General features: G+C 55.8%; 13 protein-coding genes. 5 read left to right on the top strand and 8 right to left on the bottom strand.

The window, feature by feature from the left end; translation table 11 throughout:
- Window positions 1-45 precede the first annotated feature (45 nt).
- A complete protein-coding gene (gene trxB / locus ACFCXQ_RS12735; RefSeq protein WP_379551143.1) occupies window positions 46-1017 on the top strand; it encodes a thioredoxin-disulfide reductase in 972 nt (323 codons plus the stop codon).
- 43 nt (window positions 1018-1060) lie between these two features.
- On the opposite strand, the gene ACFCXQ_RS12730 is transcribed toward trxB, so the two are convergent.
- From ACFCXQ_RS12730 to ACFCXQ_RS12720, 3 genes are all read right to left on the bottom strand, one after another.
- A complete protein-coding gene (locus ACFCXQ_RS12730) occupies window positions 1061-1513 on the bottom strand; it encodes an MAPEG family protein (protein WP_379551141.1) in 453 nt (150 codons plus the stop codon).
- Entirely contained in the window at window positions 1510-1962 is a 453-nt protein-coding gene (locus ACFCXQ_RS12725) for an MAPEG family protein (protein ID WP_379551140.1), read from the bottom strand. The genes ACFCXQ_RS12730 and ACFCXQ_RS12725 overlap by 4 nt, the downstream gene beginning before the upstream one ends.
- Window positions 1963-2024: 62 nt before the next feature.
- The gene (locus ACFCXQ_RS12720; RefSeq protein WP_379551138.1) at window positions 2025-2972 is read right to left on the bottom strand and encodes a threonine ammonia-lyase; all 948 of its coding nucleotides are present in this window, start codon (window positions 2970-2972) and stop codon (window positions 2025-2027) included.
- A gap of 62 nt (window positions 2973-3034) precedes the next feature.
- Between ACFCXQ_RS12720 and ACFCXQ_RS12715 the strand changes: the two genes are divergently transcribed.
- The gene (locus tag ACFCXQ_RS12715) at window positions 3035-4246 is read left to right on the top strand and encodes a saccharopine dehydrogenase family protein (protein ID WP_379551137.1); all 1212 of its coding nucleotides are present in this window, start codon (window positions 3035-3037) and stop codon (window positions 4244-4246) included.
- Between the two features lie 431 nt (window positions 4247-4677).
- On the opposite strand, the gene ACFCXQ_RS12710 is transcribed toward ACFCXQ_RS12715, so the two are convergent.
- On the bottom strand, window positions 4678-5430 hold the full coding sequence (locus ACFCXQ_RS12710) for a hypothetical protein (protein ID WP_379551135.1): 753 nt from the start codon (window positions 5428-5430) through the stop codon (window positions 4678-4680).
- A 100-nt stretch (window positions 5431-5530) separates the two neighbouring features.
- On the opposite strand from ACFCXQ_RS12710, the gene ACFCXQ_RS12705 reads away from it, so the two are divergent.
- A complete protein-coding gene (locus tag ACFCXQ_RS12705) occupies window positions 5531-6709 on the top strand; it encodes a carboxynorspermidine decarboxylase (protein ID WP_379554664.1) in 1179 nt (392 codons plus the stop codon).
- A 153-nt stretch (window positions 6710-6862) separates the two neighbouring features.
- A complete protein-coding gene (locus ACFCXQ_RS12700; RefSeq protein WP_379551133.1) occupies window positions 6863-8065 on the top strand; it encodes a type III PLP-dependent enzyme in 1203 nt (400 codons plus the stop codon).
- A 103-nt stretch (window positions 8066-8168) separates the two neighbouring features.
- Here ACFCXQ_RS12700 and ACFCXQ_RS12695 read toward each other — a convergent pair whose 3' ends face one another.
- Window positions 8169-9050 (bottom strand): LysR family transcriptional regulator, encoded by an 882-nt coding sequence (locus ACFCXQ_RS12695; RefSeq protein ID WP_379551131.1) that lies wholly within the window; start codon window positions 9048-9050, stop codon window positions 8169-8171.
- A gap of 86 nt (window positions 9051-9136) precedes the next feature.
- Between ACFCXQ_RS12695 and ACFCXQ_RS12690 the strand changes: the two genes are divergently transcribed.
- Entirely contained in the window at window positions 9137-9823 is a 687-nt protein-coding gene (locus ACFCXQ_RS12690; protein ID WP_379551129.1) for a type 1 glutamine amidotransferase domain-containing protein, read from the top strand.
- 227 nt (window positions 9824-10050) lie between these two features.
- Here ACFCXQ_RS12690 and ACFCXQ_RS12685 read toward each other — a convergent pair whose 3' ends face one another.
- The 3 genes from ACFCXQ_RS12685 to ACFCXQ_RS12675 form a co-directional block, all read right to left on the bottom strand.
- Window positions 10051-10725 (bottom strand): nitroreductase, encoded by a 675-nt coding sequence (locus tag ACFCXQ_RS12685; RefSeq protein ID WP_379551127.1) that lies wholly within the window; start codon window positions 10723-10725, stop codon window positions 10051-10053.
- Between the two features lie 14 nt (window positions 10726-10739).
- Entirely contained in the window at window positions 10740-11597 is an 858-nt protein-coding gene (locus tag ACFCXQ_RS12680) for a TauD/TfdA dioxygenase family protein (protein WP_379551125.1), read from the bottom strand.
- A 153-nt stretch (window positions 11598-11750) separates the two neighbouring features.
- Window positions 11751-12329 carry an FxDxF family PEP-CTERM protein gene (locus ACFCXQ_RS12675; protein WP_379551124.1) on the bottom strand — a complete coding sequence of 193 codons (579 nt, stop codon included), beginning with the start codon at window positions 12327-12329 and terminating at the stop codon, window positions 11751-11753.
- Between the last annotated feature and the right edge of the window lie 176 nt (window positions 12330-12505).

Below are 12505 nucleotides of genomic sequence, written 5' to 3'. Positions count from 1 at the left end.
ATATACCGAACAACACAGATTTTAGAGACTCACGAGACAAACACCATGGCAACGCATCGCACCAAACTCCTCATCATCGGTTCTGGCCCGGCTGGATACTCCGCTGCGATTTATGGCGCGCGCGCTATGATGGAGCCGATTGTGGTTCAGGGCATTCAGCCCGGCGGTCAACTGACCATCACCACCGACGTCGAGAATTACCCTGGTTTTCGCGACGTGGTGCAGGGCCCATGGCTGATGGAAGAGATGAAGGCGCAGGCCGAGCATGTCGGCACGCGCATGATGTGGGACACTATTGTCGAGGTTGATCTGGAGAACGGATCTCCATTCCGCGCGATTGGCGATAGCGGCGATGAATATATCGGCGATGCGCTGGTGATCGCGACAGGTGCACAGGCCAAATGGCTGGGCATGCCAGGCGAGCAAGAGCTGGGCGGCAAGGGCGTTTCTGCGTGCGCGACCTGCGACGGTTTCTTCTATCGCGGCAAGAAAGTCGCGGTTATCGGCGGAGGCAACACCGCTGTTGAAGAGGCGCTTTACCTCACCAACCATTCCGATGATGTGACGCTTATTCACCGCCGTGATGAGCTGCGTGCGGAGAAAATCCTGCAAGAGCGGCTGCTTAACCACCCCAAAATCACGGTTCTGTGGAACAAGACTGTCGCTAGTTTTGAGGGAGACCCGCAAGACGGCGGCCTGACGCACCTCGCGCTCACCGACACGCAAACGGGCGAATCGTCACAGCTTGATGTTGACGGCGCGTTTGTGGCGATTGGCCACGCGCCAGCGACTGAGCTGTTCAAAGGCAAGCTGCCGATGGATGGCGGCGGATATCTTGAAGTTGAGCCGGGCACACCCAAGACCAGCATCCCCGGCGTCTTCGCTTGCGGTGATGTGATGGATCACGTCTACCGTCAGGCGGTCACCGCGGCGGGTACAGGCTGCATGGCTGCGCTCGATGCAGAGCGTTTTCTGGCGACGCTGGAAACGCAGCAGAACCTTGAGGCGGCTGAGTAACTACCGCTCCTTTGGGCGCCGCAGTGCTCCCTAGCCCCAAGACCTAGTGTTGGACGTTGCCGAACACGACCATTGCCGCGTGGAAGATCAGCATGATCAGCACAATGCTCGACAATGCGTAGAGCACGAACCGCACCAGCACTTTGTTGGCAGTCGCTTGAATTACCGAATGGATCACCCGCAAGCCAACATAAATCCATGCGAGGAATGCGTGGCTCGCATCGCCATGACCGCTGATCGCTAGAACGATTGCGATCGCGTAAAATACGGTCGGCTGTTCGTGCAGGTGATTGTAATTGTCCGCTTTCCAGTTAACGTTTTCCGGCAATTTCTCCCGCAAGCTTGCACCAGTACTTCCCACTAGCTTGGATGCAGGAGGAATATCGGGCGACTTTGACATAGCTGGAATACGCGTTGCGTACATCCACAGCCACATCACCATGGTCCATATCGCTAACGCGACAACTGGTTGCAGAATTTGAAGCTGTGCGGTCATGATGGTGCTAGTCCTGGGTCAAAGAAAAGTGTCGCCGAAACGGCGCGGATCGCAAGAATGGTTAGAGCGATACTCGATATTGAGAAAAGAATGATGCGAACATTCACCTTGTTGATGAGTGCTTGCCAGAATGAATGCAAGATACGAACCGCAACATAGGTCCAAGCGAGAGTGACGTCCAGCGCCTCTGGTCCCATGATCGCCAATACGATGACCGCCGCATAGAAAACGGTTGGCTGCTCCATTAAGTGATCGTAATTATGCGCTTTCCACATCACCTTCTCAGGCAGCCAACCTTCCAGGTCCCGGCCGCGTACGCCGTCCTTTTTGGGAGCTTTTGAGCGGTCTGCCTTCGCTAAAGCAGGAAAGCGTGTGCCGGCCATCCACCAAAGCATAATCATCGACCACAGCGCCAATACGGCAGCCGGCGCGAGCATTTGAGCTTGCATGAAAATCCCCTCTTACTTTCTGTTTTCTGATGGCAGGCCGATTGATTGTCAATTGCAACGGATCATTGCATCGCGATCGTCTCCGCGAATTGTGATGGGTCGGTGTTTCCGCCCGTGATCATGATTACCGTATCGCTATAGAGTGGTACTTTACCGGCGAGCGCCGCGGCGAGCGCAGCCGCGCCTCCCGGCTCAACCACGAGCCGCAATTGGGAAAAGGCCAGGCGCTGCGCGGCTCGCACTTCCTTGTCGCTAACCGCAACGCCGGGTTCGGCGCGCCCAGAGAGTACGTCCAAGTTGATCTGTTTTGTTGCTGTCGGTTGGAGCGCATCGCAGATCGTCACCGGCGCATCGGGCGCGGCTGAAATGATCTCTCCGCTTGCCAAAGCCTGACCGACCATGTCCCATCCGGTGGGCTCGACCGCGTATATCTCTGCGTCGGGGCAAGCAAGTGAAAGACCAGCGGCAAGCCCGCCGCCGCCGCAGCATGCGAGAATCCTTGAAGGTTGGCGGCCTAGCTGCGCGGCAATTTCTATGCCCGCGCTGCCTTGCCCCTCAATCACCCAAGGGTCGCCAAAGGCATGGACTAATGTTCCGCCTTGCTGCGCGATTACGTTCGCGGCGACCTCATCGCGATCCTCACCCGGACGATCATACAGCACGATTTCTGCCCCAAGTGCGCGCGTCCCATCGAGCTTCACCTGCGGCGCGTCGCGCGGCATCACAATTGTTGCTTTAATGTTTAGCCGGCGCGCAGCCCAAGCCACGCCCTGCGCATGGTTGCCGCTCGATACCGCGACGACGCCTCCCGCGCGTTCCTCCGCTGATAAATTTGACAAACGCCACCAGCCGCCGCGTATTTTGAATGCGCCGATTGGTTGCAGGTTTTCCGCCTTCACCCAGCACGAGGTCCCATTAATCTCCACCGGCAATAGTGGCGTAGCTGGAAGGATTTGCGCGATAGACTGTGCAGCGTCGTGCACGCCCGCTTGTGTAGGTGCTCGGATCATTTGTCGCTCCTAGCGCATTCCACTAGAGGAAGTGCAAGATTCGTTTTGGAAGGTTCTGCATTATGTCGACAGTTCTGGTGATCGGGGCAGGGGGCGTGAGTTCGGTCTGTGTTCACAAGATGGCGCAGCTCAGTGATGTCTTTACCGACATTCACCTAGCCAGCCGCACGATCGCGAAATGCGATGCTATCGCCGCGAGCGTGAAACAGCGCGAGGGCGCGGATATCGCGACCTACGAGATCGATGCTGAGGAAGTGCCCGCGATGGTCCAGTTGATCCGCAAGGTTCAGCCAAGTCTCGTGGTCAATCTCGCGCTGCCATACCAAGACTTGCCGATTATGGATGCGTGTCTCGAGGCGGGCGTGCATTATCTCGACACTGCCAATTATGAGCCCAAGGACGAGGCGAAGTTCGAATATAAGTGGCAATGGGCCTATCACGAGCGCTTTAAAGAGGCGGGCCTGATGGCGCTGCTCGGCTCTGGCTTTGATCCGGGTGTAACCAGCGTGTTCACCATGTGGCTGCGCAAGCATAAGCTCAAGACCATCCGCCAGCTCGATATTCTTGATTGCAATGGCGGCGATCATGGTCAGGCGTTCGCGACCAATTTCAATCCGGAAATCAACATTCGAGAAGTGACTGCGCCCGCGCGGCACTGGGAGAATGGTGAGTGGGTTGAAACGCCTGCGATGCAGGTGAAAACCGAGTTTGACTTCGAGGCGGTTGGCCCGCGTAATGCTTATCTGATGTATCATGAGGAGCTGGAGAGTCTTGCGAAGTTCATTCCCGAGCTGGAGCGTGCGCGCTTCTGGATGACCTTTGGCGATGAATACATCAAGCACCTCACCGTGCTGCAGAATGTCGGCATGACTGGGATTGAACCGATCCGGTATCAAGGCAAGGAAATCATCCCGCTGCAATTCCTCGCCGCTGTCTTGCCCAAGCCGGAAACGCTGGGCGAAAGCACCACCGGCAACACCAATATAGGCGTAATCGCCACGGGTGAAGCACTGGATGGATCAGGTGAGAAGACGTTCTACATAAACAATATCTGCTCACACGAGGCGGCCTTTGAAGAGACCGGCAATCAGGGCGTCAGCTACACCACCGGCGTCCCTGCGATGATTGGCAGCGCGCTGATGCTCTCCGGCACTTGGAGCGGAGACGGCGTCTTCAACATGGAAGAGATGGACCCCGATCCGTTTATGGATATGCTGAACGGGCATGGCCTGCCGTGGAACGTCAAAGAGCTCGATGGGCCGGTTGGGTTTTGAAGGCGAAAATCAGCAATTCGGCGATACTGCTTTTGGGCCTCTGTTGCCTAAGCAGTTGTGCTTCGACGAACTCTTCCCGTGACCATCTTGGTGCCGCGAAGACGATTCCAGACCGCTTTGCCGGACACTGGAGCACGTCCATAGACAATTGTGATATTGCCTCTGGAAATCCGCGTGAATGGCTATTTGTCGGTTCAAAGACAGTCGGCGGTTTCGATCACACCTACCCTGTTCGCGATATAGTTGTAGGCGAGGAAAGGGTGGAGTTTACCACTCAATTCGGTGACAGAATGATCATGGCGATACTGCCCGGTGGAAGTGTTGCAGTGACAACCAACGAAGGTGAGGCAATGTACTTTATTCTTTGCGCCAAATGATCCTGACAAATCCAAAGTGGGCAGACTTTCCTTTGGGCACTCAGAGGGCTCTGCCTAAGGTCCCGGTACAATCACACAGGACGGGTCGCCTGCGCAGACAATGGATTGGCGCGCATTCGATAGTGCGGTGATATTGCTCTGAGCCATGCGGATATATTCGTTGAGCACCCATTCCGACCAAATATCGGCGATCCCGGCCAATCTTCGCGCTTGAAGTGGTGGCGCGGCGTCACCCTGCGCACGGGTATCTCGGACCTCCTTATACGGATCAAGATTGAGGAAAAGGCTGGCTGGCACCACCCATCCGCCCATCTCGCCATACATCCCTTGCGGCGCAACAAACATATGAACGCCCAATCCTGGCTCTTCTGACCTATCGAGCGTTCCATGGATCACGAGCGCGGCCATTTTATACGGCCCCTTACCCGTCCGCGTTCCTTCAGCGATGAAGGCCGCGCCTGACCCACGATTATCGAGCAGTTTGGCCTTTTGCATCGGATGGCTGGCCAGGATTTTGACATCGGTTATCCCGCCCGCCTTTGCGGCTGCGATGAAGGCCGCCGCCTTGTCTGAGCCAATCATGCCAAAGAACCAGGCTGCGCTGCCTTTGTGCGGTCCGCCGCGGGGCCTGTGCATATATTGCATGCCATTGCCGTCAGGTGTCTTACTTTCGACTTTCTCCCAGCCTTTGAAGCCTTCGGTCACATAGCCATCACGTATAGGGATGGGGGCCTGTGCGACGGCAAAGCTGGATTGGAGCGCCAGAACGACGGCTGCGCCGATGACGGCAATGTATCGAAACATCATTTCCCCCGATCATAACTTCTTGGCTATCATGACGTTTGCTTGCACGCAGTCCAGAACCGGCTATCGAACCGTGCAAAACGTGGGATAAATGGATGATACTATGCAAACACAAGCTGGTGGTCCCGGAGCTTTTGCCAATTTCGATCTGAACCGTGTTGAAAGCCCGGCGTTTGTCGTCGATGCGGCGAAGCTGCGCGCGAATTGTCAGATGCTCGCCGAGATCCGCGATGAGGCTGATATCAAAGTGCTGTGCGCGCTCAAGGCTTTTTCCATGCATGCGGTCGCGCCGCTGATTGGCGAATATCTCGATGGTTCCTGCGCATCGGGCCTGTGGGAAGCGCGGCTAGCAAGCGAGTATTATGACGGCGAAATCAGCACCTATTCGCCCGCATACAAGCCGAATGAGCTGGAAGAGATTTGCCGGCTTTCCGATCATGTGATCTTCAATTCACCGACGCAAATCGGCCGTGCACGTCTGATCCTAGAGAATGCCAAACTGATGGGCGGGGACGTAAGTGTTGGCCTCCGGCTCAATCCCATGGTGCCCACGGGCGAGGTCGAACGGTACGACCCCAGTGCGCCCGGATCGCGGCTGGGCTTCCCCATCGATCAGCTCACCGAAGAGGATATGGAAGGCGTGGAAGGCATCCATTTCCACAATCTGTGCGAGCAGGATTTTGAGCCTCTGCAAGCGACGTGGGATAAAGTGTTTGACGCGATTGAGCCGTGGTTTGGCCAGCTTAAATGGATCAATATGGGCGGCGGGCACCACATCACGCGGGCCGATTATCAGCGCGAGGAGCTGATCGAATTTCTCAAGGACGCCAAGGAAGATACCGGCGCGGAGATTTATCTGGAGCCGGGCGAGGCGGTCGCGCTCGATGCTGGCATTCTGACCGGGACCATTCTCGACACTGGTTTTAATGAGGTGCCATTTGGGATCACCGACGTCTCCGCGACATGCCATATGCCCGATGTGCTGGAAGCGCCCTATCGTCCCGCGATGCTGGGCGAGGAACCATCACGCGACAAACCTGCAATCCGGCTAGGCGGGCCGTCCTGCCTCGCGGGTGATGTGATCGGCGATTATCATTTGCCTGTTCCCCCAGAGCCGGGGCAACGCTTCGCCTTCCTCGATCAAGCGCATTACTCAATGGTCAAAACCAACACCTTTAACGGCGTGCCGCTACCGTCGATCTATCTCTGGGACAGCGAAACCGATGCGCTAGAGCTGGTAAAGAGCTTTGAATATGCAGACTTCCGAGACCGCTTAGGTTAAGCTCAGAATACGGCCTTACCAAGCGCGTTTTTGCTTGAAATTCGCGTCTTCATGTGTATTGCCCGCCAACCGCTGCCACCCCTTAAACAAGGGACGGGAACCTAACCGCAAGGCAGGCCTGAACGTTTAACAGCCTTCTGGAGGTCCCTTGAGTTGCACGCATTTCCTGACGCTAAGGCTGTAGTCGAGGCCCTTCGGCCCGACGAACCCGTTATCCTCAATCGTCCGCACGCCGCCGCGCGCGCTGCTCGTTTCTTCGTTGAGAAGTTTCCGGGTAAGTCGCTCTACGCGGTGAAGGCGAACCCATCGCCCGAGCTGCTCCAAGCGCTTTGGGGCGCTGGGATCACGCATTATGACGTTGCCTCGATAGCTGAGGTCCGGCTGGTGCGCGAAACGCTGCCCGAGGCAGAACTGTGCTTTATGCACCCGGTTAAGGCCGCAAGCGCGATCCGCGAGGCCTATCATACGCATGGCTGCAAGACGTTCAGTCTGGATAGTGCGGAAGAGCTCGAAAAAATCGTCGATGCGTGCCGCAATGAGGCGGGTGAGCCTGCGCAAGATCTGCGCCTATGCGTGCGCATTCGTGTGTCGAGTGAATATGCGGAGCTATCGCTCGCCTCGAAATTTGGCTGCGATCTGCTGGAGGCACCTGCTCTGCTGCAAGAGGCACGCCAGCATTGCGACTGGCTCGGCGTATGCTTCCATGTCGGCAGTCAGGCAATGAGCCCGTTTGCCTTTGTGCAGGCGCTGGACCGCACGCGCGCCGCCATCGCTGAGGCTAGCGTTGTTATCGATATGGTCGATGTGGGCGGAGGTTTCCCGAGCATCTACCCGGGCATGGAACCACCGCCGATGGAGGATTTCTTCGCGCTGATCGAACGCCATTTTGAGGCGCTGCCGATCGCATATAACGCAGAGCTTTGGTGCGAGCCGGGCAGGGCGCTTTGCGCAGAATACTCCTCGATGATCGTCAAGGTGGAGAAACGCCGCGAGAGCGAGCTTTACATCAATGATGGCGCGTATGGCGCGCTTTATGATGCGGCCCATGTTGGCTGGCGTTTCCCGGTACGGGCGCTCGAAGATGATCTGATCAAGCCGGAGATGGATTTCGCCTTCTTCGGCCCGACTTGCGACGATGCGGACTATATGCAGGGGCCCTTTGCATTGCCGGAAGATATTCAAGCAGGCGACTTCATCGAGGTCGGCATGCTCGGCGCTTATGGATCAGCGATGAAAACCGGCTTTAACGGCTTTGGCGATGCGCAGCAGGTTATCGTCACCGATGAGCCAATGGCGAGCCTGTATGACGGCAGCCGCGAGCGCCCTGCTGCGGACAATGTGGTGAACCTGCGGTAGGGGGATCTACCGTCTGCTTTTGACGTGGGACCTGCGTGACCAGAGCGACCACAATTGGGGTGGAAGCGGACGCTAGACGATGCGTAAGGATAGCCTAATGCGCCTATTCTTCCCAATATCGAAACCGCTCCACCAAAAAATTGATAGCAAGCTGTGCCTTCACGGGTAAAAAGTTCCGATTGGCGTAAACAATCCAAGAACTGGCTGACGCAGACCAATAAGGTTCCAATATCGGCGTCAGGGTCCCGTCCGCAAGACAGCTCCCGTAGCTTTTGCGAGGCAGGTAAACGATGCCGAGCCCAGCCTCGCAGGCGTGCAATATCGCGCGAACGCTGTTTGACCGCCAACGACCACTAACGGAGATTTCGGTCTCACCTTCATCCGAGCGAAACAGCCAGCGATTGCTGTTCGTTGTTAGGCAACTGTGGCTCGCTAGCTGTTGCGGGATTTCTGGCACGCCGTGAATTGCCAGATATTCTGGGCTTGCCGCGGCAACAAGTGTGCGATCTATCAATTTGCGAGCAATCAAGCTTGAGTCCTGCAAGCGGCCATATCGGATGGCAAAGTCGAACCCTTCCTCGACAAAGCTCACGTTTTTCGAATTGTAATCAATGTCGATCACCAAATCCCCGTGCCGTTTTGCAAATTCCGCAAGAGCAGGGGCGATATGGGCCTCGGCAAACTCTCCCGCAGCCGACACTCGCAAAATGCCGCCAATCTCCACTTGGTCAGTCCGTACCATGTGGTTCACGTCTTCCAGACCGTTCACTAGGTCCAGGCAGCGCTCGTAGTAAGCAGTACCAATTTCGGTCAATCGCACCTGGCGGGTCGTACGAGCGATCAAAGCAGCACCCAATCGGGCTTCCAAATCGGAAATTCTCCGGCTGACATATGATGTTGAAACACCCAGCCGCCTAGCAGCCGCAGTAAAGCCTTGTGTTTCTGCTACGGCAACGAATTCAACTATCCCATCAAACGTCGTCATTGTTGCTCATATGCAATAATCTTTTGCTAATATAGAGTATTATCAACCTCACAGCAATGGGCTATTTATCATGCCACCACTGACCCATGGAGGACATGATGCCAAAAGTACTGATCCCAGTGACAAACCATCCAACGCTCGGTGAAACCGACCAAGCCAATGGCACTTACGCCCCCGAACTGTCCCATGCTCTGCATGTGTTTTTAGAGGCGGGGTTCGAATACGATATTGCGTCAATCAAGGGCGGGAAAGCTCCGATATATGGCGCCGATATTGAAGGGGACGCCGTCAATGAAGCGATCTTCACTGACGAACGCTTTCAGGCCAAGGTTACTAACACCCTTCCCATTTCTGACGTTAACATAGAGGACTATGACGCGATCTATTATCCGGGTGGCTTCGGATTATTGTCAGACCTTGCGACAAACGATGATTTCGCGAAACTAGCCGCCAAACATTATGAAAGCGGCGGCATTCTTTCGGCAGTGTGCCATGGTCCGGCAGGATTGCTTCCAGTCACACTCAGCAATGGCGAGAAACTATTGGCAAGCAAATCCGTAACCGCATTTACGCGTGAAGAAGAAATTGATTTTGGTACAATCAATGATGTCCCATACTTGCTGGAAGAATTGATCGCACGAATTGCCGGCCGCTACAGCAAGGTCCAACCTTGGCAGGTGTTCGTGGTGGAGGATGGGCGCGTTATCACCGGCCAGAACCCGGCAAGCGCCCATGCAGTTGGAGAGGCCGTTGTGAAGCAGCTGAGTAACTAGCCAAGAAAGACAGTCCCGAGCATCCTAAATGCTTGGGACTGTCCGTGAGGTTTTGAACGTAAAGCTCCATTTTCGATTACCCCCCATTGATTTCAGCAAAGGCTGTAAGCGTTTAGAGTGTTCGCTGCTTCATCAGACAGAACGTTCGATATTGCTGGCCTTGACGTCAACTATTGGCTCGGGAGCCGACCGGCGGCTTCTTGACGCCTAACCGCCGATTTCGCCAGTCACTCAAATCCCACAAAGCGCGCGGCCTCTGAAACTTCGCGGCGTGTTATCTTGACGGGGTTCGCTGGGAAATCGGGGTTAGGCCAGCCCATTGCAACCGCTTTCATAATCACCTGGTCATCTGGAATGCTGGCGTGTTCGCGCACGACAGGTGATTGCATGATGCCCTGCGAGTTGATGACGCAGCCAAGTCCGCGTGACCACGCCGCGTTGACCATGGCAGTGGTGACTGCGCCGCAATCGAACACGGTGTCATCGGCATCTGACAATTCCTTGTCATAGGTGATGATCACGCAAACCGGCGCGTCGAACTGACGAAAGCCGCGCAGCACCCAGTCCTGCCGTTTTTCCTTGTCTTCTCGGCCGATCCCCATGGCTTCGAAGAGCTGGATCGCGCAGCCGACCTGCCGGTCACGGTGGACCCCTTGAAACGGGTGGCCTTTGCGAAACTCTCTGGAGTCTGGTTCTCCCGCCAGAATGCGCTCCGTATTTCCCTTGCGAATACGGTCAAGCGGCTCGCCGGTAATCACATGGAAATGATATGGCTGCGTGTTCATCGAGGAGGGCGAGCGCATGGCCATGCCCAGGATCTCCTCAATCAGCTCACGCGGAACAGGCTTGTCGAGATAGCCACGGATTGAGCGGCGCCCAAGCACCACGTCATCATAGTTCATTTTTGGAAGTATCCTTAAGCTGAGAAGTACGGTTTATCGCCCGCAATTGTGACTCGTTCCATCACACGGCGGGCGGGAAAATAGTCTGAGACGGCAAGGTGTTGGCACACACGGTTGTCCCAAAAGGCGATTGAGCCCGGACGCCAGCGGAAGCGGCATTGGACCTCAACATCCATCGCCGTTTTGTAAAGATGGGCTAGGAGCCAGCGGCTTTCCTCAGCCGACAGGCCTTCAATGTGCGAGGTGAAGGCTGTGTTGACATAAATCACGCGCTCGCCCGTTTCGGGATGAGTGCGAATGACCGGGTGACGCATGGGGGGATACTTGTCGTGCAAGTCTTCTGGCGCTTTGTTGAGCCGCTTGGCGAAAACGCGGCTGATGTCATGCACCGCTGTCAGGCCTTCGCAAAAGCGCTTCATCTGGTCTGAGAGCCGCTCATAGGCGAGGTGCATATTGCCAAAGCACGTGTCGCCGCCGACATCGGGCACTTCGCGAGCTAGCAGAATGGAGCCGAGCGAGGGCCGTTCGCGCCAAGTCACATCGGAATGCCAATTGTTTTCTTGCCCCCGGCTCTTGGGGCCATGGGCAATGCGCAGAACCTCTGGATTGGGCTGATCTTTGGGTGTCGCAGGGTGGATCTCTAACTCACCGAAATGCCGTGCAAAGGCAATGTGTTGCTCCTGCGTCAGTTCCTGATCGCGGAAGAAGATCACGCCATATTTGAGCAGGGCTGTGCGGATTTCTGGCACGCGATCGGCGATGTCCGAAGAGCCGAGGTCAATGTCACGGATGATCGCGCCAATCGCCGGCGTCATAGGGTCCACGGTGAGTGACCCAGTATCAAGCGCCGCTTTGTCAGCAATCGTCGCCATTGTTTCCCTCTCCATACTCTTGGAAGTGAAGGCTAGCATGGCTCTGGATGATCACCAATCCCGATAAATGAGACAGGCTGGGATAGGTGACAGGTACAAAAAAGGGGAGCCGAAGCTCCCCTAATCCGTTTAAGCGTATTTCGCTTCAGTCAATTATGCGTAGTTGACTGAGATGCGACGTACGTTCTCTTTACGGCCGCGCATTGCGAAACCGATGGCGCCGAAGCCGAGGATCATCATCAACCATGTGCCTGGCTCAGGAACAGCTGCGAAAGTAAGGTCGCCGCCGAAGCCTGAAGGGCCGTTTGAGTTGGTGCCACGAGCAACGAGAGTGTACTCACCAGCGATCGCGTCAAAAGATACAGCACCAAGCTCAAGCTCTGATGTACCCACTGGGATAGTCGCCAACGCAAAGTCGATCACAGTCATATTAGGATCGATCAGGAAGATTTCAGAGAAATCGATGTTGCCGTTGAGCATTCCGTTCAGGAATGACGCAGTTGTTGTGATGCTGCCTGAAGCCGCACCGAACTGTGGCAGTGTGAACGTGCCAGTTGCTTCAAATGCGCCTTCGTCTTGAACAACAGCGTCAAAGTCGAATGTGCAGATTGGATCAGTGATTGAGCAAGGCGCTGGGTCTTGCGTGATGTCGATAGTTACCGAAGCTTGGGCTGGCGCTGTGAGCGCAACCGCAGCTGCAGTCGCAGTAGCGATAGAAGCGAGTTTAAGCATTTACATTCCCTCTGTTTATTAATGACCACACTCTCAAACACGACCTATGTTTTTCAAGAGCGCAATCAGTTTGGTACGCGATTCGTGTTACCGTTTACGGGCTGTTAACCTCTTGGACAAGCGGGGTTTTCAACTTTGTCTCTGAACGGGACAAGGCGTCGCACTCCCCTGCGATG

Source organism: Qipengyuania rhodophyticola (assembly GCF_042493225.1).
Taxonomy (GTDB): domain Bacteria; phylum Pseudomonadota; class Alphaproteobacteria; order Sphingomonadales; family Sphingomonadaceae; genus Erythrobacter.
This window is presented reverse-complemented; position numbering and strand designations above follow the sequence as displayed.